Annotated in this window: 24 protein-coding genes and 1 pseudogene; 9 read left to right on the plus strand and 16 right to left on the minus strand. The window is 70.4% G+C overall.

Annotated elements, in window-relative coordinates; translation table 11 throughout:
• Positions 1 to 302: pseudogene (locus ACLU3S_RS24180) on the minus strand (hypothetical protein); the annotation flags it as partial.
• 842 nt (positions 303 to 1,144) lie between these two features.
• Between ACLU3S_RS24180 and ACLU3S_RS24185 the strand changes: the two are divergent.
• From ACLU3S_RS24185 to ACLU3S_RS24200, 4 genes are read left to right on the plus strand one after another with little or no spacing between them, the layout of a single operon-like run.
• A complete protein-coding gene (locus ACLU3S_RS24185) occupies positions 1,145 to 1,945 on the plus strand; it encodes an ABC transporter permease (protein ID WP_413954045.1) in 801 nt (266 codons plus the stop codon).
• Positions 1,946 to 1,994: 49 nt separating this feature from the next.
• A complete protein-coding gene (locus ACLU3S_RS24190; protein WP_413954065.1) occupies positions 1,995 to 2,759 on the plus strand; it encodes an ABC transporter permease in 765 nt (254 codons plus the stop codon).
• A gap of 1 nt (position 2,760) precedes the next feature.
• Positions 2,761 to 3,723: an ATP-binding cassette domain-containing protein gene (locus ACLU3S_RS24195; protein WP_413954046.1), complete on the plus strand. Its 963-nt coding sequence runs from the start codon at positions 2,761 to 2,763 to the stop codon at positions 3,721 to 3,723.
• A 9-nt stretch (positions 3,724 to 3,732) separates the two neighbouring features.
• On the plus strand, positions 3,733 to 4,500 hold the full coding sequence (locus ACLU3S_RS24200; RefSeq protein ID WP_413954047.1) for a DUF1707 SHOCT-like domain-containing protein: 768 nt from the start codon (positions 3,733 to 3,735) through the stop codon (positions 4,498 to 4,500).
• A gap of 26 nt (positions 4,501 to 4,526) precedes the next feature.
• Here ACLU3S_RS24200 and ACLU3S_RS24205 read toward each other — a convergent pair whose 3' ends face one another.
• The 3 genes from ACLU3S_RS24205 to ACLU3S_RS24215 form a co-directional block, all read right to left on the minus strand.
• Positions 4,527 to 4,922, minus strand: coding sequence for a hypothetical protein (locus ACLU3S_RS24205; protein ID WP_413954048.1), 396 nt, complete (start codon positions 4,920 to 4,922; stop codon positions 4,527 to 4,529).
• 98 nt (positions 4,923 to 5,020) lie between these two features.
• On the minus strand, positions 5,021 to 5,758 hold the full coding sequence (gene rph / locus ACLU3S_RS24210; protein ID WP_413954049.1) for a ribonuclease PH: 738 nt from the start codon (positions 5,756 to 5,758) through the stop codon (positions 5,021 to 5,023).
• A gap of 78 nt (positions 5,759 to 5,836) precedes the next feature.
• The gene (locus ACLU3S_RS24215; protein ID WP_030610403.1) at positions 5,837 to 6,070 is read right to left on the minus strand and encodes a glucose PTS transporter subunit EIIB; all 234 of its coding nucleotides are present in this window, start codon (positions 6,068 to 6,070) and stop codon (positions 5,837 to 5,839) included.
• 183 nt (positions 6,071 to 6,253) lie between these two features.
• Between ACLU3S_RS24215 and ACLU3S_RS24220 the strand changes: the two genes are divergently transcribed.
• Positions 6,254 to 7,573, plus strand: a complete 1,320-nt coding sequence (locus tag ACLU3S_RS24220) for a PTS transporter subunit EIIC (protein WP_413954050.1) — start codon at positions 6,254 to 6,256, stop codon at positions 7,571 to 7,573.
• A gap of 90 nt (positions 7,574 to 7,663) precedes the next feature.
• Positions 7,664 to 8,917, plus strand: coding sequence for a PTS transporter subunit EIIC (locus ACLU3S_RS24225; RefSeq protein WP_413954051.1), 1,254 nt, complete (start codon positions 7,664 to 7,666; stop codon positions 8,915 to 8,917).
• Positions 8,918 to 8,980: 63 nt separating this feature from the next.
• On the opposite strand, the gene ACLU3S_RS24230 is transcribed toward ACLU3S_RS24225, so the two are convergent.
• A complete protein-coding gene (locus ACLU3S_RS24230; RefSeq protein ID WP_413954052.1) occupies positions 8,981 to 9,733 on the minus strand; it encodes an MBL fold metallo-hydrolase in 753 nt (250 codons plus the stop codon).
• 239 nt (positions 9,734 to 9,972) lie between these two features.
• Between ACLU3S_RS24230 and ACLU3S_RS24235 the strand changes: the two genes are divergently transcribed.
• Positions 9,973 to 10,431 carry a type II toxin-antitoxin system PemK/MazF family toxin gene (locus tag ACLU3S_RS24235; protein ID WP_413954053.1) on the plus strand — a complete coding sequence of 153 codons (459 nt, stop codon included), beginning with the start codon at positions 9,973 to 9,975 and terminating at the stop codon, positions 10,429 to 10,431.
• A gap of 16 nt (positions 10,432 to 10,447) precedes the next feature.
• On the opposite strand, the gene ACLU3S_RS24240 is transcribed toward ACLU3S_RS24235, so the two are convergent.
• From ACLU3S_RS24240 to clpS, 9 genes are all read right to left on the minus strand, one after another.
• Positions 10,448 to 10,909 carry a hypothetical protein gene (locus ACLU3S_RS24240; protein WP_413954054.1) on the minus strand — a complete coding sequence of 154 codons (462 nt, stop codon included), beginning with the start codon at positions 10,907 to 10,909 and terminating at the stop codon, positions 10,448 to 10,450.
• 148 nt (positions 10,910 to 11,057) lie between these two features.
• On the minus strand, positions 11,058 to 13,133 hold the full coding sequence (locus ACLU3S_RS24245) for a putative Ig domain-containing protein (protein WP_413954055.1): 2,076 nt from the start codon (positions 13,131 to 13,133) through the stop codon (positions 11,058 to 11,060).
• Positions 13,134 to 13,414: 281 nt separating this feature from the next.
• Positions 13,415 to 14,365 carry a PLP-dependent cysteine synthase family protein gene (locus ACLU3S_RS24250; RefSeq protein WP_413954056.1) on the minus strand — a complete coding sequence of 317 codons (951 nt, stop codon included), beginning with the start codon at positions 14,363 to 14,365 and terminating at the stop codon, positions 13,415 to 13,417.
• Positions 14,366 to 14,382: 17 nt separating this feature from the next.
• Positions 14,383 to 14,661 (minus strand): MoaD/ThiS family protein, encoded by a 279-nt coding sequence (locus tag ACLU3S_RS24255; RefSeq protein ID WP_413954057.1) that lies wholly within the window; start codon positions 14,659 to 14,661, stop codon positions 14,383 to 14,385.
• Between the two features lie 98 nt (positions 14,662 to 14,759).
• Positions 14,760 to 14,855 (minus strand): putative leader peptide, encoded by a 96-nt coding sequence (locus tag ACLU3S_RS24260; protein ID WP_311737150.1) that lies wholly within the window; start codon positions 14,853 to 14,855, stop codon positions 14,760 to 14,762.
• A gap of 79 nt (positions 14,856 to 14,934) precedes the next feature.
• Positions 14,935 to 15,357, minus strand: a complete 423-nt coding sequence (locus ACLU3S_RS24265; RefSeq protein ID WP_413954058.1) for a Mov34/MPN/PAD-1 family protein — start codon at positions 15,355 to 15,357, stop codon at positions 14,935 to 14,937.
• Positions 15,358 to 15,504: 147 nt separating this feature from the next.
• Complete coding sequence (locus tag ACLU3S_RS24270) at positions 15,505 to 16,941, minus strand: amino acid permease (protein ID WP_413954059.1); 1,437 nt, start codon at positions 16,939 to 16,941, stop codon at positions 15,505 to 15,507.
• 319 nt (positions 16,942 to 17,260) lie between these two features.
• Positions 17,261 to 17,866 (minus strand): DUF2017 domain-containing protein, encoded by a 606-nt coding sequence (locus ACLU3S_RS24275; protein WP_413954060.1) that lies wholly within the window; start codon positions 17,864 to 17,866, stop codon positions 17,261 to 17,263.
• Between the two features lie 13 nt (positions 17,867 to 17,879).
• Complete coding sequence (gene clpS / locus ACLU3S_RS24280; RefSeq protein WP_069780588.1) at positions 17,880 to 18,197, minus strand: ATP-dependent Clp protease adapter ClpS; 318 nt, start codon at positions 18,195 to 18,197, stop codon at positions 17,880 to 17,882.
• Between the two features lie 57 nt (positions 18,198 to 18,254).
• On the opposite strand from clpS, the gene ACLU3S_RS24285 reads away from it, so the two are divergent.
• Positions 18,255 to 19,601 carry a nicotinate phosphoribosyltransferase gene (locus ACLU3S_RS24285; RefSeq protein WP_413954061.1) on the plus strand — a complete coding sequence of 449 codons (1,347 nt, stop codon included), beginning with the start codon at positions 18,255 to 18,257 and terminating at the stop codon, positions 19,599 to 19,601.
• A gap of 96 nt (positions 19,602 to 19,697) precedes the next feature.
• Positions 19,698 to 20,291 (plus strand): isochorismatase family protein, encoded by a 594-nt coding sequence (locus tag ACLU3S_RS24290; protein ID WP_413954062.1) that lies wholly within the window; start codon positions 19,698 to 19,700, stop codon positions 20,289 to 20,291.
• A 19-nt stretch (positions 20,292 to 20,310) separates the two neighbouring features.
• On the opposite strand, the gene ACLU3S_RS24295 is transcribed toward ACLU3S_RS24290, so the two are convergent.
• A complete protein-coding gene (locus ACLU3S_RS24295) occupies positions 20,311 to 20,637 on the minus strand; it encodes a hypothetical protein (protein WP_413954063.1) in 327 nt (108 codons plus the stop codon).
• 121 nt (positions 20,638 to 20,758) lie between these two features.
• Positions 20,759 to 23,113, minus strand: a complete 2,355-nt coding sequence (locus ACLU3S_RS24300; RefSeq protein ID WP_413954064.1) for an immune inhibitor A domain-containing protein — start codon at positions 23,111 to 23,113, stop codon at positions 20,759 to 20,761.
• Positions 23,114 to 23,379 lie beyond the last annotated feature (266 nt).

Here is a 23,379-nt window from a genome sequence, read left to right on the forward strand (position 1 = left end):
GGCGCCTGCGCCTGCGGGCCGGGCTCGTTCGAGGGGGCCTCGGGTTCCCGGGGTGGCTTGATGCGCCGGAGGATCTGGGTGCTCTCGGCCGACTGCGCCTCTCCGGGCACGCGGGTGCCGGGGGCCTGCGGCTGCTCGGGCGTCCGGGCGCCTGGCAGCTGAGGTTTTTTGAAGACGTCGCCCCCGCCGGAAGCACCCTTCCGGTCGGGGACGGCGCGCTGATCGGCCGGCTCGCTGCCGGAGGCCGCCGTCGGGTTCTGGTCCGTGCGCGCGTCCCGGGCGGCCTGGCGGGCCCGGGCCATGGAGGCCGTACGATCCTGCGGTGCCGGAATGGGCCGGTTGCGGACCGTGTCGGCCCCCGCGCGGTCACCGGCGCCGGAGGTGTCCTCGGCCTTCCCGCCGCCGTCCGCCCTGTCCGTACGCGCGCCCTGGTCCGGGGCGGCGGACGTTGCCTTGGTCCCGCCCTTGGTCCCGTCGGCGGACGCGCCCGCGGTCGAAGAGGCGGCCGCCGTCTCGTTCCGGCCGGCAGGAGCCCCGTCGGCAGAGGAGGTGGACGTCGCCTCGTCCCGTCCGTCAGCCGGGCGATCGGAGGACCCCTCGCCCGAGGCGGCGGAGGCCCCCTCACTCCGGGTAGCACCGGCGTCCTCGGTCAAGCCGGCAGACGACCCGTTACCCCGAGTGGCGGACACCCCCTCCCCCCGCCTGGCGGACGCCTTCTTCCCCCGAGTGGCGGACGCGCCCTCACTCTGAGTAGACATGCCATCACTACGAGTGGCGGATGTCTCCTCGTCCCGGGCAGAAGGCGCGCCCTCGGCCGAAGTGGCAGGCAGGCCCTTCGTGGGCTCGTGGGGCCCCGGTGTGCCCGGCCCCTCAGCCGGCGGCAGCGGCTCTTTCGGCGGCACGCCCTCGTTCGGCTGCTGCGGCTGCGGCTCGTCGCTCATGTCGTGCACGGACTCCTGTTTCGCGTCGTACGTTCCCGTACGCCTCGTACGCCTTCTGCGCCCCCCGTTTGAAGACTCTCGCACCTGGCGTTCCGTTCCCGGATTCCGGCACGCTTCCGGCACGGAAATGCGTGGCCGGCCGCCGGGCCTCCGGACTAGGCTCCTGCGCTTCGGTGGCGAGCGGTCCGAGGAGGTCGACTGACGTGGGCGCGGGACGGTTGTACGCGGCCGTCGCGATGGGGGGATTCAGAAGGTACGCGACGTATCGGGCGGCCACGGCGGCAGGGGTCTTCACGAACACGGTCTTCGGGCTGATCCTCGTGTACACCTATCGGGCGCTGTGGGAGGTGAAACCGCACCTCGGAGGGTACGACCAGGCCCAGGCCGTGACCTATGTGTGGCTGGGGCAGGCCTTTCTGTCGACCCTCGCGATCATCGGCGGCGGCGTCGAGGACGAGTTGATCGAACGCATCCGTACGGGGGACGTGGCGATCGATCTGTACCGGCCGGCGGATCTGCAGCTGTGGTGGCTGGCCGCGGACCTGGGGCGGGCGTTCTTCCAGCTGCTGGGGCGGGGGATCGTGCCGTTCGTGTTCGGGGCGCTGTGCTTCCCGGTGTACCTGCCCGCGGACGCCGGCACCTGGGTCGCCTTCTTCGTGGCCGTGCTGCTGGCCATGCTGGTCGGCTTCGGGATCCGGTATCTGGTGGCGCTGAGCGCCTTCTGGCTGCTGGACGGCACGGGGGTGGTGCAGATGGCGGGGCTGCTCGCCGTCTTCTGCTCGGGGATGCTGCTGCCGCTGAACGTGTTCCCGGGCTGGCTGGGCGCGGTCGTACGGGTGCTGCCCTGGGCGTCGCTGCTGCAGGCCCCGGCGGACATCCTGCTCGGGCGCGGGGACCCGCTGGGCACGTACGTCCTCCAGGGCGCGTGGGCGGTGGTGCTGCTGGGTGCCGGGCGGCTGGTGCAGTCCGGGGCGACGCGCCGGGTGGTGGTGCAGGGTGGCTGAGCGCGGCCGGCTCGTGGAGGGTGCGCGGGCGTACCGGCTGATCGCCGGGATGTGGATCAGGTCGACGATGGCCTACCGGGCGTCGTTCGCGATGACCACGTTCGGGAACTTCGCGGCGACCTTCTTCGACTTCGTGGCGATCATGCTGATGTTCTCGCGGGTGGACGCGCTCGGCGGCTGGTCGCTGCCGGAGGTGGCGTTCCTGTACGGGCTGTCGGCGGCGTCCTTCGGGCTGGCGGATCTGGTGATCGGGTCGATGGACCGGCTGGGGCGGCGGCTGCGGGACGGGACGCTGGACACGCTGCTGGTGCGGCCGGTGCCGGTGCTGGCGCAGGTGGCGGCGGACCGGTTCGCGCTCCGGCGGCTGGGCCGGTTGACGCAGGGGCTGCTGGTGCTGGGCTGGGCGCTGCCCCGGGTGGACGTCGACTGGTCGCCGCTGAAGGTGCTGCTGGTGCCGGTGATGGTGCTGAGCGGCTTCGCGATCTTCTGCGCGGTGTTCGTGGCGGGGGCGGCGTTCCAGTTCGTGGCGCAGGACGCCTCGGAGGTGCAGAACGCGTTCACCTACGGCGGTACGACGCTGTTGCAGTATCCGCCGGCGGTGTTCGCGAAGGAGCTGGTGCGGGGGGTGACGTTCGTGCTGCCGCTGGCCTTCGTCAACTGGGTGCCCGCGAGCTATGTGCTGGGGCGGCCGTATCCGCTGCGGCTGCCGGGGTGGGTGGCGTGGACGTCGCCGCTGGTGGCGGCGGGCTGCTGCGCGCTGGCGGGGCTGGCCTGGCGGGCGGGGCTTCGTTCGTATCGGAGTACAGGGAGCTAGCGTGGGCGACTTCATCACGCTCGAGGGCGTCGAGAAGGTCTTCGAGGTGCGCCGCAGGACCGGGTTCCTGAGGCGGGAGCGGCACGAGGTGCGGGCGGTGGACTCGCTGACGTTCACCGTGGCGCGCGGGGAGATGGTCGGGTACATCGGGCCGAACGGCGCGGGGAAGTCGACCACGATCAAGATGCTGACCGGCATCCTGACGCCGAGTGCGGGACGGCTGCGGGTGGCGGGTATCGATCCCTCGCGGGAGCGGACGCGGCTGGCGCACCGTATCGGGGTGGTGTTCGGGCAGCGGACCACGCTGTGGTGGGACCTGCCGCTGATCGACTCCTACCGGCTGGCGCACCGCATGTACCGCATCCCGGACGGCCGTTACCGGGAGAACCTGGACCGGATGGTGGAACTGCTGGAGCTGGGCGCCCTGTTGGACGTGCCGGTGCGGCAGCTGTCGCTCGGGCAGCGGATGCGCGGGGACATCGCGGCGGCGCTGCTGCACGACCCGGAGGTGCTGTACCTGGACGAGCCGACGATCGGCCTGGACGTGGTGTCGAAGGCCAAGGTGCGGGCTTTCCTGCGGGAGTTGAACGCCGCGCGGGGCACGACCGTGCTGCTGACCACGCACGACCTGCAGGACATCGAGCAGTTGTGCTCGCGGGTGATGGTGATCGACCACGGGCGGATGATGTACGACGGTCCGCTGGCGGGGCTGCACGAGGCGGGTGAGGGCGAGCGCACGCTGGTGGTGGACCTGGAGCGGGAGCTGCCGCCGGTCGAGGTGCCGTCGGCGCGGGTGGTGCGGGTGGAGGGGCCCAGGCAGTGGCTGGCCTTCCCGGCGGGTCGGTCGGCGGCTCCGCTCGTCGCCCATCTCGCGGCGGAGTATCCGCTGGTGGACCTGTCGGTGCGGGAGCCGGACATCGAGGCGGTCATCGCGAAGATGTACGCCGAGAAGGCCGTCTCGTAGGCTGCTGTCATGACCGACGACGCAAGTCCGGACCTCCGGGCGTCCGACGCCGACCGTGAGCGGGTTGCCGAGGTGCTGCGGGACGCGCTCGCCGAGGGGCGGCTCGACATGGCGGAGTTCGAGGAGCGGCTGGAGGCGACGTACGGCGCGCGCACCTACGGGGAGTTGGCGCCGATCACCCGGGATCTGCCGGCGACCGGTGCCGCGGCGCCGCCCGCCCCGGTCTCCTTCGCCAAGGCTCCTGCCGAGAACGGGAGTTGGGCGGGGCGCATCGTCGGGGGCGAGGGGTCCTCGACCGGCGGCATCGCGATCATGTCGGGGTTCGAGCGCAAGGGCCGCTGGACGATACCGAAGCGGTTCACCTGCTTCACGCTCATGGGCGGCGGCGTGATCGACCTGCGCGAGGCGAACTTCGCGGACCGCGAGGTGGAGATCAGCTGCGTGGCGATCATGGGTGGCGTGCAGGTGATCGTGCCGCCGGGGGTCGAGGTCGTCGTGCGCGGCATCGGCATCATGGGCGGCTTCGAGCACCCGAGGGACGACGGCCCGCCGGAGCCGGGTGCTCCGCGGGTGGTCATCGGCGGCCTCGCCTTCTGGGGCGGGGTCGGCGTGGAGCGCAAGCTGCCCCGGGCCGAGCGCCGGCGGCTGAAGGAGGAGCGCCGCCAGGAGCGGCGCGAGCTGCAGCAGACGCGCCGTGAGCTGCACCAGGCGCGGCGCGAGGAGCGGCACGAGAGGCGGTTCGGGGAGCGGGACAGGCGCAGGGACGGGGAGTACTGAGCCGGCTTACGCGCCGCCGGGCCGGCCTACTTCGTGCACACCTTGGTCAGTTCGCCCGCCGCGTCGGTGACGGGCCCCAGGTCCGGGGTGTGGTCGCCGTTCCTGAGGGCCGTACGGACGTCGGCCACGGCCTTGTCCAGGTCGTCGACCGCCTTGTTGACGTCGGCGTTGTCGGTCCTGTCGCCGATCTTCCGCAGGTCGGCGTCGATGGAGTCGAGGGCTGCGTCGGCCCGGCCGGGGTCGTTCGCGGCGTTCTCCACGGCCTGCTGGAGGTCGGTGACCCCGTCGGCGATGGAGTCGGCGGTCTGCACGCAGTCGAGGGCCTTGTGCACGGCGTCGCAGCCGGTGGCCAGGCCGGCGGTGAGCACGGCCACGGCGGTGGCGACGGCGGCGAGACGGCCTCGGCGTCGGCTGGCGGCCATGATGGTGTCCCTCCCGTGGTACGGCTGGCCGGGCGCACGGTGCCGGCCCGTGCGCCCGTACCCGTAGGACGCCGGGGAGGACGCCGGGGTTGCCGCCGTCACCCGGCGAGCGTGGTCTCCAGGGCGGCGCGCTGGTGGGCGGCCAGCTCGGTGCAGCCGGTGACGGCGAGGTCGAGCAGGGCGTCGAGTTCGTCGCGGGCGAAGGGCTCGGCCTCGGCGGTGCCCTGGACCTCGACGAAGCGGCCGTCGCCGGTGCAGACGACGTTCATGTCGGTCTCGGCGCGCACGTCCTCCTCGTAGCACAGGTCGAGCAGCGGGATCCCGCCGACGATGCCGACGGAGACGGCGGAGACGGTGCCGGTCAGCGGCTGCCGGCCGGCCTTGATCAGCTTCCTGCCCTGCGCCCAGGCGACGGCGTCGGCCAGGGCCACGTACGCGCCGGTGATGGCGGCGGTGCGGGTGCCGCCGTCGGCCTGGAGGACGTCGCAGTCGAGGACGATGGTGTTCTCGCCGAGCGCCTTGTAGTCGATGACGGCGCGCAGGGAGCGGCCGATGAGGCGGGAGATCTCGTGGGTCCGGCCGCCGATCTTGCCCTTGACGGACTCGCGGTCGCCGCGGGTGTTGGTGGCGCGGGGCAGCATGGCGTACTCCGCGGTGACCCAGCCCTCGCCGCTGCCCTTGCGCCAGCGGGGGACGCCCTCGGTGACGGAGGCGGTGCAGAAGACCCTGGTGTCGCCGAAGGAGACGAGGACGGAGCCTTCGGCGTGCTTGCTCCAACCCCGTTGGATGGTGATCGGGCGGAGCTGTTCGGGAGTACGGCCGTCGATGCGAGACATGGCGCCGAGCCTAGTCGCACCTGTGCGAGGGGCTCCTCCCGCGTCGGGAAGAGCCCCTTACAGGTGAACCCGGAGGGTTCACATCATGTCTTCGATCTCCGCGGCGATCGGGTCGGCGTCGGTGCCGATGACGACCTGGATGGCGGTGCCCATCTTGACGACGCCGTGGGCGCCGGCGGCCTTCAGGGCGGCCTCGTCGACCAGCGAGGCGTCGGACACCTCGGTGCGCAGGCGGGTGATGCAGCCCTCGATCTCCTCGATGTTGTCGATGCCGCCGAGGCCGGCGACGATCTTCTCAGCCTTGCTGGCCATGTTCCTTCTCCCTGCTCCGAACCGCTTTGTCGCAGTAACCCACAGTTGGCCCATCTTCGCGAGCGGTCGTGCCGTCCGTGCCGAATGATGGCGATCACGTCAGCGGAACCGTCCGCGACTGGTCTACACCACACGGGGGACGGTCGACAAACCGCGTCGGAGTCGAGTGCCCGGAGGACGCCCATGAGCGCCGCGAGCGCAGGCAGCGCCGAGAGCGCGGCCGGTCCGGCACGGGAGCGCTGGAACCGGCTGTTCCAGGGTCTGCAGAAGATGGGCCGCAGCCTGCAGCTGCCCATCGCGGTGCTGCCGGCCGCGGGCATCCTGAACCGGCTGGGCCAGCCCGACGTGTTCGGGGACCAGGGCCTGGGCTGGACGGACGTGTCCCGGGTGATGAAGGGCGCGGGCGGTGCGCTGCTCGACGGCTCCCTCGGCCTGCCCCTGCTGTTCTGTGTGGGCGTGGCGATCGGCATGGCGCGGAAGGCGGACGGGTCGACCGCGCTCGCGGCGGTCGCGGGCTTTCTCGTCTATTACGGCGTGCTGCACCAGTTCCCCGAGCAGTGCCCGGGCGGCTCGAAGGCGCTGCCGGACGTCGGCTGCCAGGTGAGCACCGGCGCGGGGGGCGGCGCGGTCACGCCCTTCACCTTCCAGAACCCCGGGGTCTTCGGCGGCATCGTCATGGGCCTGCTGGCGGCCTTCTTCTGGGCCCGCTTCCACCGCACGCGGCTCGTGGACTGGCTGGGCTTCTTCAACGGGCGGCGGCTGGTACCGATCATCATGGCGTTCGTCGCCATCGTCTTCGCGGCGCTGTGCCTGTGGATCTGGCCGCCGATCGGCGGCGCCCTGGAGAGCTTCAGCCGCTGGCTGCACTCCATCGGGGCGTGGGGCGCGGGCGTCTTCGGGCTCGCCAACCGCGGGCTGCTCGTGATCGGCCTGCACCAGTTCCTGAACGTGCCCATCTGGTTCCAGTTCGGCACCTACACGCCGCCGGGCGGCCGGCCGGTGCACGGCGACATCAACATGTTCCTGGCGGGCGACCCGCACGCCGGGCAGTTCACCTCGGGCTTCTTCCCCATCATGATGTTCGCGCTGCCGGCGGCCGCCCTGGCGATGACGCACTGCGCCCGGCCGCACCGCCGCAGGGAGGTCGGCGGCCTGATGCTCTCGGTGGCGCTGACGTCGTTCGTCACGGGCATCACCGAGCCCATCGAGTACTCCTTCATGTTCGTCGCGCCGGCGCTGTACGCGCTGCACGCGGTGCTGACGGGCGTGTCGATGGCCGTGACCTGGGCTCTCGGGGTCCATGACGGCTTCAGCTTCTCGGCCGGCCTGATCGACTACGTGATCAACTGGGACCTCGCGACGAAGCCGTGGGCGATCATTCCGATCGGTCTGTGTTTCGCCGCCGTGTACTACGTCGTATTCCGCTTCGCGATCACCAGGTTCGACCTGCGGACACCGGGCCGAGAGCCCGCCGAGGAGGTGGAGGACGTCACCAAATCGTGAGCGGATCCGCGGGTTCCTTATACCGCCTTCATCGTGCTACAACAGGTCTACACCACTGAGTGGTGTAGACCACCACCCGATGGAGGAAGCATGAGCACCGCCACCGCCACCACACCGGCGGCGCCCGCGAAGAAGCGGGGATCCGGCCTGTTCCAGGGCCTGCAGAAGGTCGGCCGCAGCCTGCAGCTCCCGATCGCCGTGCTGCCGGCGGCGGGCATCCTTCTGCGTCTGGGGCAGCAGGACATCCATGACAAGCTGCACTTCCCCGACAAGCTCACGGCGGTGTTCGCCACGGCCGGCGGCGCCATCTTCGACAACCTGCCGATGCTGTTCTGCCTCGGTGTCGCCATCGGATTCGCCAAGAAGTCGGACGGCTCCACGGCACTGGCCGCGCTGGTCGGCTTCCTGGTCTACAGCAATGTACTGAAGGCCTTCCCGGTCACCGAGGCCAAGGTTACAAAGGGTGCGGACATAGCCGCGACCTACAACAACCCCGGTGTCCTCGGCGGCATCCTCATGGGCCTGCTCGCCGCGGTGCTCTGGCAGCGCTACCACCGCAAGAAGCTGGTGGACTGGCTCGGCTTCTTCAACGGCCGCCGACTGGTGCCGATCATCATGGCCTTCGTCGGCACCGCCATGGGTGTCTTCTTCGGCCTGGTCTGGAAGCCCATCGGCGAGGGCATCTCGAACTTCGGCGAGTGGATCACCGGCCTGGGCGCCCTCGGTGCCGGCCTGTTCGGTCTGATCAACCGTGCGCTGATCCCTGTCGGCATGCACCAGTTCGTCAATTCCGTCGCCTGGTTCCAGATCGGCGACTTCAAGAACTCCGCGGGCACCGTCGTCCACGGCGACCTCACCCGCTTCTTCGCCCACGACCCCACTGCGGGTCAGTTCATGTCCGGATTCTTCCCGATCATGATGTTCGGCCTGCCGGCCGCTGCGCTCGCGATCGCCCACTCCGCTCGTCCCGAGCGCCGCAAGGCCGTCCTCGGCATGATGATCTCGCTCGCGCTCACCTCGTTCGTGACCGGCGTGACCGAGCCGATCGAGTTCTCGTTCATGTTCATCGCGCCTCTGCTGTACGCGATCCACGCGGTGCTGACGGCCCTGTCCATGGCGATCACCTGGGCCCTGGGCGTGCACGCCGGCTTCACCTTCTCCGCGGGCTTCATCGACTACGCGCTGAACTGGAACCTCGCCACCAAGCCCTGGCTCATCATCCCGATCGGCCTGGTCTTCGCGGCGATCTACTACACCGTCTTCCGCTTCGCAATCGTCAAGTTCAACCTCCCCACCCCGGGCCGCGAGCCCGAGGAGGAGGTCGAGGACCTGACGAAGGCCTGACCCGGCATGCGTAGGCCCCCGGAGCCGATGGGCTCCGGGGGCCTACGCGCGTTCGCGGCCGGGTCAGATCTCGTACGTCGCCCCCGGCACCGCCAGCGCCACCGGGCCGCCGAACACCTCGCGTGCGTCGCGGAGGTTGGAGCCGGGGTCGGTCCACGGCGGGATGTGGGTGAGCACCAGGCACCGGACGCCCGCGCGGGCCGCCGTCTCTCCCGCCTCGCGGCCGTTGAGGTGCAGGTCGGGGATGCTCTCCTTGCCGTGCGTGAACGCGGCCTCGCACAGGAACAGATCGCTGTCCCGGGCCAGCTCGTCCAGCACCGGGGTGACGCCCGTGTCCCCGGAGTAGGTGAGGGACTTCCCGCCGTGCTCGATCCGGATCGCGTACGCCTCCACGGGGTGGCGGACCCGGTCGGTGTGCACCGTGAAGGGGCCGATGTCGAACGTGGACGGCTTGACGGTGTGGAAGTCGAAGACCTCGCTCATCGAGGAGGCGGAGGGGGTGTCGGCGTAGGCCGTGGTGAGGCGGTGTTCGGTGCCCTCGGGACCGTAGACCGGGAGCGGCTCGCAGCGGCCGCCGTCGTAGCGGTAGTAGCGTGCGACGAAGTACCCGAGCATGTCGATGCAGTGATCGGGGTGCAGATGACTCAGGAAGATGGCATCGAGGTCGTAGAGACCGCAGTGGCGCTGCAGCTCGCCGAGGGCGCCGTTGCCCATGTCGAGGAGCAGCCGGAAGCCGTCGGCCTCGACGAGGTAGCTCGAGCAGGCCGAATCCGCGGACGGGAACGACCCCGAGCAGCCGACGACGGTGAGCTTCATGAAGCAGAAACCTCCGTTGGCGGGTAACCGGTGGGCTTGACTGGGAACCCTCGAATTCCGAGGGCTGGCGGGGGTCGTGCGGTCCGTCGAGCGTAAGGCGCAAAAGCACGGGTCGCTCCTCCGCCAGGGGCCGTTGTGGGGGAACTCACCTGTGCTGTCACCGGTTCGGCTGGACCGGCGGCGCATGAGGATCGCACAAGGGCGCGCGCTGTGAGCCCCGCGCCGGTAACGTCGTCGTTATGGACACGTCCTGGTGGCTGGCGCTCGCGGCGGTGGTACTGCTCGCGCTCGTCGCCACGCTCGTCGACGGCTGGGGCCGCGGCCGCCGGCCCGGCGGGCGGCGGCTGAGGCCGCCGGGGCGGGCGGGCACGCGTGCGGGGCATGCCGGCCGCCCGTCCCCCGGGGACATCTGGTGGGCGCACGTTCCCTACGAGGACCGCTCCGAGGTCAAGGACCGCCCCTGCCTGGTGCTGGCCGTGCGGGGCGATCGCGCGACGGTCGCGAAGATCACCAGCAAGTACCACGACGAGCGGGCCGGGGTGATCCCGCTGCCGCCCGGTGCCGTCGGCGACGCGCGCGGGCGCCCCAGCTTCCTGCAGACCGACGAGCTGCGCGAGGTCCCCTTCGGCGACTTCCGGCGCCGGGTGGGCGTGGTCGACCCGGTCCTGTGGGACCAGGTACGGCACCTCGCCCCTTAGCCTTCCCGGCTCCCTCTCAGCTCTTCACCGTCACGGTGACCGTCCACTCCTGGATGCCCTTGCAGGAGACCTGCCCGGGCGCGGTGGGCTGGGCGCACAGCGGGCGGGAGGACGCCAGCTTCTCGGTGCCGGCCGACACCGCCCGGTAGGCGGCCGTGGCGTCGCCCGGCTGGATGACGAAGCCCGCGTTGATCGCCTCCAGGGCGCCGCCGCTCGCCGTGACCGGCTTCCAGGAACGGGACTTGGTGCCGTCCAGGGTCAGCCGGACCTCGCCGCCCCTGGCCACGCAGACCGTGCGGCCGCCGTCGGCCGCGGTCAGCTCCAGGTGGTCCGCGCACGCCCCGGCGGACGGGGCCGGTGAGCGGGTGCCGGGGGCGGGCGACACCTTGCCGCCGGTGCCGCCGCCCCCCTGGGAGCCGCAGCCCGCCAGGCACAGTGCCGCCGCCGCGAGCACGGCGCCGGCTGTCGTACGCCGCATGGGGTCCGCCTCTCTGCCGTGGCCGGAGGCCCGGCCGCCTGGTGCAGATGTGACGTACCACCCGCGCGAACGGATCCCGTGCCCCTCACGACGAATCCCGCACGCGGACGGCTTCCGCGTGCGGGACGGGGTGTTCGGCGCGTGCGGGTCAGCCGGTCGTCAGGGCGGTGTCGTCCACGACGAAGCTGGTCTGCAGCGAGGAGTCCTCCACGCCGTTGAACTTCAGGGTGACCGTCTGGCCCGCCAGCGAGGACAGGTCGAAGGTCTTCTGGCTGTAGCCCGAGGCCTTGTTGAGGTTCGAGTACGTCGCCAGCGTCTTCGAGCCGGCGGTCACCGTCAGCTTGTCGTACGCCGTGCTGGTGGTGGTCTCCGAGCTGTCGATGTGCAGGTAGAAGGTCAGCGTCGCCCTGCAGCCCGCCGGGATCGTCACCGACTGGGACAGCGTGTCGGTGTGCGAGGTGCCGTAGCCGTCCAGCCAGGCCTTGTACGAGCCGCTGTGCGCCGCCTCACCGCTGTCGGTGGTGATGACGCCGCTGCTCGCGCTCCAGCCGGTGTTGCCCGACTCGAAGCCGGGGTTGGCCAGCAGCTGGGTGGCGGTGCAGCCGCCGCCCCCGCCGGAGCCGACGGTCCAGGTGAAGGAGGTCGAGCCGGAGGCGCCGGTGGAGTCGGTCGCGGTGACGGTGACCTGGTAGGTGCCCGCGGTGGACGCCGTGCCGGAGATCAGGCCGCTGGAGCTGTTGATGGACAGGCCCGTCGGCAGGCCGGAGGCGCTGTAGGTGAGGGCCGCGCCCCCGCTGTCACTGGCGTGGATCTGCAGGCTGACCGAGCTGCCGGTGGTGGTGGACTGGCTGCCGGGGTTGGTGACGGACACCGTGTTGCCCCCGCCACCGCCGCCGGACGTGAACGCGGCGGTGCCGTTCGGGGTGCCCCAGCCGGTCGGGCCGTCGTAGCCGGTGGTGGCCTTGCAGAAGTACGACGTGGAGCAGGAGCCGTTGGAGCCGCTGGTCACGTCGTACAGGTTGCCGGTGTGCGAGTAGGGGTACTTCGCCGGGTAGTCGCTCGCGCCCGGGGTGCCCGCCAGGGCGTAGACGGAGGCGATGATCGGCGAGGAGGCGCTGGTGCCGCCGTAGACCGCCCAGCCCGAGCCACCGTAGGTGTCGTAGACCGCCACGCCGGTGGCCGGGTCGGCGACCGCGGAGACGTCGGCCTCCATGCGCTTGGAGCAGCCGCTGTCGGTCTGCCAGCTCGGCTTCGGGTCGTACGCCGAGCAGCCGGAGCCGGTGCCCTCCGTGGAGCTGGTGTGCCACACCGACTCGCTCCAGCCACGGGAGTTGGAGGCGGTGGTGAGCGCGGTCCCGCCGACGGCGGTCACGTACTGGGAGGTCGCCGGGTACTCGGCACCGTAGCCGGAGTCACCCGCGGAGACGGTGATCGCGACGCCCGGGTGCTTGAAGTACGCGGTGTCCTCGCTGGTCTGCGAGGAGTCCTCGGAGCCGCCCCAGCTGTTGGAGATGAACTTGGCGCCCAGCGAGACGGCCTCGTTCTCCGCGATGCCGAGGTCCGTGTCGTTGGCGGAGTTGGCCTCGACCAGGATGATGTTGCAGTTCGGGCAGACCGCGCTGACCATGTCGATGTCGAGCATCTCTTCGCCGGCCCAGCCGCTGTCGTTGGCCGGCAGCGAGGTGGTGGAGCCGGTCTGGCTGACCTGCTTGAAGCAGCCGTTGGCCTTGGTGCAGGCGGACAGCCCGTAGGTGGAGCGGTAGGTGGCCAGGTCCGACTCGGCGTTGGGGTCGTTGTAGGCGTCCACGATGCCGACGGTCATCCCCGAACCGGCCGCGGTGGGCAGGTTGTAGGCGCTGTGCAGGTTCGCCGGGGACAGGCCGGAGGGCGCGGCGGCGGCGAGCGCCGAGGCGAGCCGCTGCTTGATGTCGGTGCGTCGCTGGGCGAAGCAGGACGCGTGGCCCGGCCTGGCGGTGGCGCACAGGTGCTGGGTGGGCACCTTCTGGCCGGCCTTGCCGGTGGAGTGGAAGGTCTGCCGCTTGGGGTCGGTCAGGGCCTTGGCGTTCTGCGCGACCTTGGTGAGGTGCGGCTGGGCCGCGACGGGCTGGGCGCCGGCGGTCGGCGCGGCGACGAGCCCGGCGACGGTCAGGGCGAGCGAGGGCAGGGCGACGGCCAGAAGTCTTCGCAGACTCCGTCTCCGCCCGCTCGGGCGTGACTCACGCATGGGGTACTGCCTCCATCGGGAAGTGGGGTTTCTCGCACTGGGATGGCAGGCCCGTGACGCGCGTAGCGGCGGCGGAACCGCGCAGTCATGAGCATGACATTCACACCCCGCCACGCCGAGTGAGCGTGACATGACAGGGTGCGGGAGGACCGTAGTCCCGGAGGCGGGCTACCCGGCAGTATCCGGCCGAATTCTTTGCCCCTCCATAGGATGGGGTTGGCCCCCTCATAGGAGGGGGCTGGTCCGCGCTTGATCCTGGGCCGGGTGTGGTCCCCGCAGCCCTACGCCCAGAGCTGGCCCTGCAGCCTCTCGACGGCCTCCTCGGTGGTGGCCGCGGTGTAGACCCCGGTGGACAGGTACTTCCAGCCACCGTCGGCCACGATGAAGACGATGTCGGCGCTCTCCCCCGCCTTGACCGCCTTCTTCCCCACGCCGATCGCCGCGTGCAGGGCGGCGCCGGTGGAGACGCCGGCGAAAATGCCCTCCTGCTGCAGGAGTTCGCGGGTGCGGGTGACCGCGTCGGCGGAGCCCACCGAGAAGCGGGTGGTGAGCACCGAGGCGTCGTACAGCTCCGGCACGAACCCCTCGTCGAGGTTGCGCAGGCCGTACACCAGGTCGTCGTAGCGCGGCTCGGCGGCGACGATCCGGATGCCGGGCCGGTGCTCGCGCAGGTAGCGGCCGACGCCCATCAGGGTGCCGGTGGTGCCGAGGCCCGCGACGAAGTGGGTGATCGAGGGCAGGTCCGCCAGGATCTCGGGGCCGGTGGTGGCGTAGTGGGCGCCGGCGTTGTCCGGGTTGCCGTACTGGTAGAGCATCACCCAGTCGGGGTGCTCGGCGGCCAGCTCCTTGGCCACGCGCACGGCGGTGTTGGAGCCTCCTGCGGCCGGCGAGGAGATGATCTCGGCGCCCCACATGCCGAGCAGGTCCCGGCGCTCCTGCGAGGTGTTCTCCGGCATCACGCACACCATGCGGTAGCCCTTGAGCTTGGCCGCCATGGCGAGGGAGATGCCGGTGTTGCCGGAGGTGGGCTCCAGGATCGTGCAGCCCGGGGTGAGCCGGCCGTCCTTCTCGGCCTGCTCGATCATGTGCAGGGCCGGGCGGTCCTTGACCGAGCCGGTGGGATTGCGGTCCTCCAGCTTGGCCCAGATCCGGACGTCGGCGGACGGCGAGAGCCGCGGCAGGCGCACCAGCGGGGTGTTGCCGACCGCGGCCAGCGGGGAGTCGTAGCGCATCGCTGCTCAGCGACCGATCAACGCATGCCGCCGGCCACGGCCGGCAGGATCGTCACGTTGTCGCCGTCGGACAGCTTGGTGTTGATGCCGTCCAGGAAGCGCACGTCCTCGTCGTTCAGGTAGACGTTCACGAACCGGCGCAGCTGGTCGCCGTCCACGATGCGGGCCTGGATGCCCGCGTGCCGGGTCTCGAGATCGGCGAACAGCTCGGCGAGGGTGCTCCCGCTGCCCTCCACCGCCTTCTGGCCGTCGGTGTACGGGCGGAGGATGGTCGGGATGCGGACCTCGATGGCCATGGTTGCGGGCTCCTGTCGGAAGGGTTCGTCGATTCGGTGGGCGCGCGGCGGCGCGCGGCTGCGCGCCGCGGCTCACGGCCGTACGGCGGCGTGGAACGTCAACAGATGGCGCTGTTCAGCCGGCACAGGTCGACGTGCAGCCGCGCCACGAGCAGCACGCTCGGCGCCTTGTCGCTCACGTCGTTCAGAACCATGGGCTCATCGTAACGATTCCCGGTCCGGGTCCCGGAAGGTGATCTCAGATGACGGACGGATGGCAACCGAGTACTGAGATCAGTAGGCCGCCACGACCGTGACCTCCTCCTCCGTGACCTGGCCGTCCACGATGCGGAAGGAGCGGAACTGGAACTCGCCGAGGCCGTCGGTGTCGGCCGTGGAGACCAGGACGTAGTGGGCGCCCGGCTCGTTGGCGTAGGAGATGTCGGTGCGCGACGGGTACGCCTCGGTGGCGGTGTGCGAGTGGTAGATGACCACCGGCTCCTCGTCGCGGTCGTCCAGTTCGCGGTAGAGCCTGAGCAGGTCGCCCGAGTCGAACTCGTAGAACGTGGGCGACATGGCCGCGTTCAGCATCGGGATGAAGCGCTCGGGGCGGTCCGAGCCCGCCGGGCCCGCGACGACGCCGCACGCCTCGTCGGGGTGGTCCTTGCGGGCGTGGGCGACGATCTGGTCGTAGAGGGCCTGGGTGATGGTCAGCATGTCGGCCAGCATAAGCAGTGGGCCGTCCCGTACCGGGGTGTGGTACGGGACGGCCCACATGGTGGACGTCCTGAGCGGCGGCCGCCGGGGGCGCCACGAGTGCTCCCGGCGGCCGGACGTCCCGGGGAGGGTGTCCGTGCGGCGGCGTCAGCGCTTCCTGAAGGCCGCGGCCTGAGGGTCGCGGCGCTTGAGCACCGCGTAGGCGACGCCGAGGATCAGGGCCCACAGCGGCGCACAGTACAGCGAGACGCGCGCGTCCTTGTCGATACCCATCAGCACGATCACCATACCGATGAACAGCAGCGCCGCGATGCTGGTGAACGGGGCGCCCGGGGCCCGGAACTCCGAGCGGGGCAGGTCGCCGCGGTCGGACAGCATCCGGTAGCGGATCTGGCAGAGCAGGATGACGATCCACGCCCACATGCCGGAGATCGTCGCGAACGACACCACGTAGTCGAACGCCTTGCCCGGCCACTGGTAGTTGATCCAGACGCCGACCAGCATCAGCGCGGCGGAGAAGGTGGTGCCGACGAGCGGGGTGCCGCTGGGCGTCAGCCGGGTGAAGAACTTCGGGCCCTGGCTGTTGAGCGCCAGGTCGCGCAGCATGCGGCCGGTGGAGTACATGCCGGAGTTGCAGGACGACAGCGCGGCGGTGAGGACGACGAAGTTGACGATGCCCGCGCCGGCGGCCAGGCCCATCTTCTGGAAGGCGGCCACGAAGGGGCTGACGCCCGGGTGGAACTGCGTCCACGGCACGACCGACAGGATCATGATCAGCGCGCCGACGTAGAAGACGGCGATGCGCCAGGGCACGGTGTTGATCGCGCGGGGCAGCACGGTCTTCGGGTCCTTGGACTCGCCCGCGGTGACGCCGACCAGCTCGACCGCGAGGAACGCGAACATCACCATCTGGAGGGTCATCAGGCTGCTGCCGACGCCGTGCGGGAAGAAGCCGCCGTCGCTCCACAGGTGGCTGACGGAGGCGGTGTCCCCGGCGTCCGAGAAGCCGATCGTGAGGATGCCGGCGCAGATCAGGATCATGCCGATGATCGCGGTGACCTTGACCATGGAGAACCAGAACTCCAGCTCTCCGAAGAGCTTCACGGAGATCAGGTTGGCGCCGTAGAGCACGACGGTGAAGATCAGGGCCGAGACCCACTGCGGGATGTCGAACCAGTACGTCATGTAGGCGGCCGCGGCGGTGACCTCGGTGATGCCGGTGACGACCCAGAACAGCCAGTACGTCCACCCGGTCACGAAACCCGCGAAGGGGCCGATGAACTCGCGCGCGTACTCCGAGAACGAGCCGGAGACCGGGCGGTACATCAGCAGCTCGCCGAGCGCCCGCATGATCAGGAAGATGACGACGCCCGCGATGGCGTACGCCAGGATCAGGCTGGGTCCCGCCTTCGAGATGCCCTTGCCCGCGCCGAGGAACAGGCCGGTGCCGATGGCACCGCCGATGGCGATCATCTGGATCTGCCGGGCGCCGAGCCCGCGCTGATATCCCTCGCCGCTCTCGCTGTCCGCGGCCCTCGCGGCCTCATTGCCGTCGCGAAGCTGATCGACCCGCGATGAGGTCATGTGTGGTGCGCCTTTCTCCATGCCGACCCGGGCCCTGCCTCGGCCCCGGATCGGGTCTCGATCCCCCCGGACTGCTGGAGCTGTTGCCTGGCCGACGGTCGTCGGCTCGGTGGCGCACCCGGCCGGACATGGGTGGTGCCGGCCGGGCGGTCGTGAAGATTTATCACGGCCGCAACGTTGATCACGGAGCTCGATTGTGGCGTACCGCACAGGGAAAAGCGGACAGATGGTGAGCCGAACGAGCAAAGCACGCCGCTACGGTGACGGGATCGTTATCCGGATTTGAGCGTCCGCTGAGCGAACGCCCCGGCGGGGAGAACTAGGGCATGAGAGTCGTCACCAGGGTCTCCTGGAGACCGCCCAGCCACAGATAGGCCATGACCATCGGCTTGCGCGCGTCCTCGTCCGGGAGCCGGTAGAGCAGGTCGGTGTCGTCCTCGTCGGTGATCTCCAGCCGGGCACCGATCGCGAGCCGCAGGTCGTTGAGGGCGCCGAGCCACCGCCTCGACTCGTCCGGCGACAGCTTCAGGACCGCGCCGCCCGCGTCCACCGGGGCGAGCGCGTCGAGGCTGCGGATCACCGCGAGCGCGTTGTCCCGCTTGCCGGCCCTGAGGTCGTTCTCGGTGTAGCGGCGGAACTCGGCGGACAGGGCCCGCCGCTCCTCGGCCTGGGCGGGCGAGTCCGGGGCCCGCTCCGGATCGCTGTAGGCGTCCGGGAAGAGCCTCTTGAGCACCGGGTCGGCGGGCGGCTCGCTCGGGCCCTCGGCGAACAGCTCGGCGAGCGGGTCGTCGGGGGTGTCGGCGCCGGGGCCGGGCCCGATGAGCTCCAGGAGCTGGATGGCCAGCGACCGGATGATGGAGATCTCGACGTCGTCGAGCGCGACGGCCGCGCCGCCGCCGGGGAGCGGTTCGAAATGTCCGGGCATCTGGGTGAGTTCGCTACTTCCGGTCCTGCTGGAGGGTGGCCCACAGACCGTAGCCGTGCATCGCCTGCACATCGCGTTCCATCTCCTCGCGGCTTCCGCTGGAGACGACCGCCCGGCCCTTGTGGTGGACGTCGAGCATGAGCTTGGTGGCCTTGTCCTTGGTGTAGCCGAAGTACGTCTGGAAGACGTACGTCACATAGCTCATCAGGTTGACCGGGTCGTTGTGGACGATGGTGACCCAGGGGACGTCGGGCTCGGGTACGGCGAAGACCTCCTCCGCCGACTCGGTGCGTTCGATCTCTACGGGCGCGGGTGACGTCACAGTGCCCATGCTGCCACGGCGGGGAAAAATCGTCACACTGACGAGATGGGGGTAGCATCTACGGCCATGGACACAGCGGACCTTGCGCTGCCGGTGAACGTTCCGTCGACGGCGCTCTTCACGGACCAGTACGAGCTGACGATGCTGCAGGCCGCCCTGAAGGCCGGTACGGCCGAACGGCGCAGCGTGTTCGAGGTCTTCACCCGGCGACTGCCCGACGGACGGCGCTACGGCGTGGTGGCGGGCACCGGACGCGTCCTGGACGCGGTGGAGAACTTCCGCTTCGACGAGGACGTCCTCGGCTTCCTGCGCGACCGCAGGATCGTCGACGAGGAGACCCTGAAGTGGCTCGCCGGCTACCGGTTCAGCGGGGACATCTGGGGCTACCCCGAGGGCGAGGTCTACTTCCCGGGCTCGCCGATCCTGCGCGTGGAGGGCACCTTCGCCGAGTGCGTGCTCCTGGAGACGGTGATCCTCTCCATCCTCAACCACGACTCGGCCATCGCCGCCGCCGCCTCCCGGATGGCCTCCGCCGCCGGCGACCGCCCGCTGATCGAGATGGGCGCCCGCCGCACCCACGAGCTCGCGGCGGTGGCCGCCTCCCGCGCCGCCTACATCGGCGGCTTCGCGACCACCTCCGACCTCGCGGCCGGCTTCCGCTACGGCATCCCGACCGTGGGCACCTCCGCCCACGCCTTCACCCTGCTGCACGACCGCGAGCGGGACGCCTTCCAGGCCCAGGTGGACACGCTCGGCCGGGGCACCACCCTGCTGGTGGACACCTACGACGTCGCCGAGGCCGTCCGTACGGCCGTCGAGGTGGCCGGCCCCGAGCTGGGCGCGGTCCGCATCGACTCCGGCGACCTGCTGCTCGTCGCCCACCGGGTGCGGCACCAGCTGGACGAGCTGGGCGCGACGAACACGAAGATCGTCGTGACCTCCGACCTGGACGAGTACGCGATCGCCTCGCTGGCCGCCGCGCCCGTGGACGCCTACGGCGTCGGCACCCAGCTGGTGACCGGCTCCGGGCACCCGACCGCCTCCATGGTCTACAAGCTCGTCGCGCGCGCCGAGACCACCGACCCGAAGGCGCCGCTGGTGCCGGTCGCCAAGAAGTCCACCGGCGGCAAGACCTCCATCGGGGGCCGCAAGTGGGCGGCCCGCCGCCTGGACGAGGACGGGGTGGCCGAGACCGAGGTCGTGGGCACCGGGCCGGTGCCGGCCGACCTCGCCGACCGCCAGCTGCTGGTGCGGCTGATCGACGGCGGGGACGTGGTGGCCCGCGAGCCCCTGGACGCGCCCCGGCGGCGCCACATCGCCGCCCGCGCGAACCTCCCCCTGTCCGCGACCCAGCTCTCCCGAGGGGAACCCGTCCTTCCGACGGAGTACGTGCACGTGCCCTCGGGTAGCTAGAGCGGGACGCCGTCCGCCCCCTCGAGCGCCCCCTCCCGTACGGGCCCACAAGTCTCTAGGCTCAGTTACTTGAACCTCTGTCGAAGGACACCCACCATGCGCCGCGCCTTGATCGTCGTAGACGTGCAGAACGACTTCTGCGAAGGGGGCAGCCTCGCGGTGGCCGGTGGTGCCGACGTGGCCGCCGCCATCACCGAGCTGATCGGCCAGGCGGCGGGCTCCGGCTACCGCCATGTGGTGGCCACCCGCGACCACCACATCGCGCCCGGGGGTCACTTCGCGGACAACCCCGACTACGTCCACTCCTGGCCCGCGCACTGCGTGGCGGGCACGGAGGGCGTGGGCTTCCACCCGAACTTCGCCCCGGCCGTCGCCTCCGGCGCCGTCGACGCGGTGTTCGACAAGGGGGCCTACTCGGCGGCCTACAGCGGCTTCGAGGGCACCGACGAGAACGGCGTCCCGCTCGCCGAGTGGCTGCGCGCCCGCCACGTGGACGAGGTCGACGTGGTCGGCATCGCCACCGACCACTGCGTGAAGGCCACCGCCCTGGACGCGGTGCGTGAGGGCTTCCGCACCCAGGTGCTGCTCGACCTGACGGCCGGCGTGTCCGCCGAGACCACCGAGCGGGCCCTGGAGGAGCTCCGCAGGGCGGGCGTGGAGCTCACGGGCAAGCCGGTGCTCGGCGGCTGAGCACGGCTGGTCCGGGGGGTCAGCCCTGGGGCACCGCCGGCGGCCTGCGCAGCAGGGCCCGGATCGGGTGCCACAGCTCGGGCGCGGTGACACCGTTGTCCGCCGGGGCCGTGCGCCATATGAGGCCGTCCGGATGGTGCAGCACCGCGGTGATCTCGTCCGGGGTCGGAGGCGCGGCGTTGCCCCGGAGGTAGATCGCCCGCAGGCCCAGGTTCCGCAGCCGGGTCAGCGCCCTGGCCCGGTTCTGGGCATGCACCAGCACCCGCACCCCGGCGGGGTCGTAGGGCAGGTTCAACGCCACCACGACCATGCCGTTCGGCAGCTTGCAGAAGCCTCCAGCGGCCATGCGGTCACATCCCCGTTTCGGTCGGTGTCAATAAGCGGTCCACAGGACGCACCTAAACACGATCGGCGGCGACCCGCCAAGGGGTCGCCGCCGATACGCCTCTGACCTGCGAGGATGCGGACTACTTCACCGCAGGCCCGACCTTGATCTGGATCGTCGAGCCGTCCTTGGCCTCCTTGACGATCGTGATCTTGGTGTTGGTGTCAGTTACCTTCACGCCCCCGGACGGGTTCGCCGGGTCGTAGTAGCTGCTGAGGTGGTCGTTGAAGACCGGGACCCCCTTCGAGCCCTTGATCGTCGTGGCCACGTCCGCCTTGTGCAGGGTGATGCCGTCCGTGCCGTAGAGGCTGAACGGGGAGTCGTAGGCCTGCATGCGGTTGCGCATCAGCGTGCCGTCGGTCCAGCGCAGCGCCGTCGGGTGCGAGTCGATCGGCAGGATCAGACCGGTGCCCGGGTGGTCGTTGACGTTGGTGTTGTTGTCCGCCTGGGAGGTGTCCCACTTCCAGATCAGCAGGCCGTTCTGGTACGCGTAGTGCTCCACCCAGTCGGGGCGCTTGGCCGAACCGAAGTTGTACGGGCCGGTCTTCAGCGTCTTGTCGTACGACACGTACTGCCGGTTCTCGGCGACGTAGTACTGCTTGTAGTCCTTGGTGAAGGACGCGCCGATGCGGGAGAAGCCGTCCGCGGTCCACGCGGCGTCCTGCGTCTCGGCGTTGTCCGAGAACAGCGCGGTGCCGTCGGCGGTCACGGCGATCTCGTCGGCCGTGAAGCCGTTCTCCGCGACACCGCCGTCGGTGGCGTAGCGGAAGCGCAGCTGGATCTTCTGGCCCGCGTAGGCGTCCAGCGAGTACGACAGCTTCTGGTACGTCTGCGAGGAGCCGGTCAGCGCCGGGCTGCCGCTGCCGTCACGCGGGATGGCCTGGCCGTTGGCCGTGCCGTCCAGGGCGGTCCAGTTGGCGCCGCCGTCGGTCGACACCTCGGTGTACAGGTAGTCGTAGTTGGCCTCGATGGCCCACCAGCCGTCCAGGCTCAGCGAGGCCGAGGACTTGCCGGTGAGGTCGACGGAGCGGGTCAGCGTGTTCTTCAGGTTGTTGCCGCTGCCGCTCCACCACTGGTACGAGCCCTGTGCCGGCTCGGTGATCGTGGTGGTGACCGCCTTGTCCGGCAGGGTGACCACGAGCCCCTGCTTGTCCCACGTGTTGTACTCGGCGACGCCCAGCTTGTGCGTGGACTGCGTGCCCGCCTTGGCGGTGTCGTAGTTCAGCCAGCCCAGCTGGAGCTTGTCCCAGGCGTTCATGTCGTCGGGCAGGTCGCCGATGGACTCCTTGCCGGTGCCCATCCAGGAGCCGGAGGACATCAGGGTCCAGAAGCCGGTGGAGTTGTCGCCGCCGTCGGTGTCGTACTCGTCCGGCAGGCCGAGGTCGTGGCCGTACTCGTGGGCGAAGACGCCGAGGCCGCCGTTCTCCGGCTGGATGGTGTAGTCGCCCACCCAGACACCGGTGTTGCCGACCTGCGCGCCGCCGAGCCTGTTGTAGTCGGGGCCGGTGCGGCCCGCGTCGGTGCCGAAGGCGTACCAGCGGTGGGCCCAGATCGCGTCGGCGCCCTGGGCGCCGCCGCCCGCGGACTCGTCCTCACCGGCGTGCACGATCTGGAAGTGGTCGATGTAGCCGTCCGGCTCGTTGAAGTTGCCGTCGCCGTCGTAGTCGTAGCGGTCCCACTGGTCGTACTTGGCCAGGTCCGCCTTGATGTCGGCGTCGGTGCGGCCGGCCGCCTTCTGCTGGGCGACCCAGGCGTTCAGGCCGTCGCTGACGACGTTCCACACCGTCGAGCAGGTCGAGGAGCCGCAGGCGTTGTTGCCGTAACGGGCCTCGTTGTAGGGGACCTTGACCCAGTCCGTGACCTCGCCGTCGACCGAGTAGCGGCCCGAGGACTGCTTCTCGTAGTACTTCTTCAGCGACTCGGTCTTCTTGCCGGTGCCGAAGTAGAGGTCCTGGTAGTGCTTCTGGTTGTAGTCCTTCTGCCAGGCCGTGGAGTTGTCCTTCTTGCGGTCCGGCTCGGCTATCTGGTTGTGCAGCGGGCCGGGCGTGCCGCCGTACTTGGGGTCCGTCTGGTCCCCGAACTCCACCAGGATGGTGAAGATCTTGTCGGTCTTCTCGCGGCTCAGCTCGACGTACTTGTCCTTGCCCTTGCGGCTCTTGAGCTGGACCACCTTGGAGCCGTGGCGCTCCTGGGCCTTGGCCTTGCCCGCGATGAGCTGGTTCAGCGCCTCCCGGCGCTGCGCCTCCTGGGTCTTGCTGAGCGGGCCGTCGAGGTTGTGCGCCCGCTGCTTCACCGGGGCCGGGTCGTGCCGGTTGACGGCAGCGGGCCGGGCCTCGGTACTCGCCTCCGCGACGGCGAAGGTGGCGAACGTGGCGGAGGCCGCCGCGAGCGTCACACCGATCGCGGCGGCTCTGAACGTCCAGGATCTGCTGGTCACTTGAGTTCCTCCCCCGCGCCGCGCGCACGGACCGGGGGGTTCCGGTGATGGAAAAGGTCCATGCGTGCATGACAAGCGCGTGTTCAAGTGACGTAATTTGACTAGAGGTTTAGAAGAAAAAACAGACCTTGACTCGGTCGGGGTCTGTGCACTATGCGGCGTTGGGACCGGCTTTACGCAGACCGTGCTTCCTGTGCGCCCCCCGTGCATCGGTACCGTGGGTTAGGTCACGCTTACCGAACCTTCCGCTCGGGCATGCAGGCCAA

Origin of the sequence: Streptomyces sp. AF1A (assembly GCF_047340315.1) — a bacterium.
GTDB lineage: Bacteria > Actinomycetota > Actinomycetes > Streptomycetales > Streptomycetaceae > Streptomyces.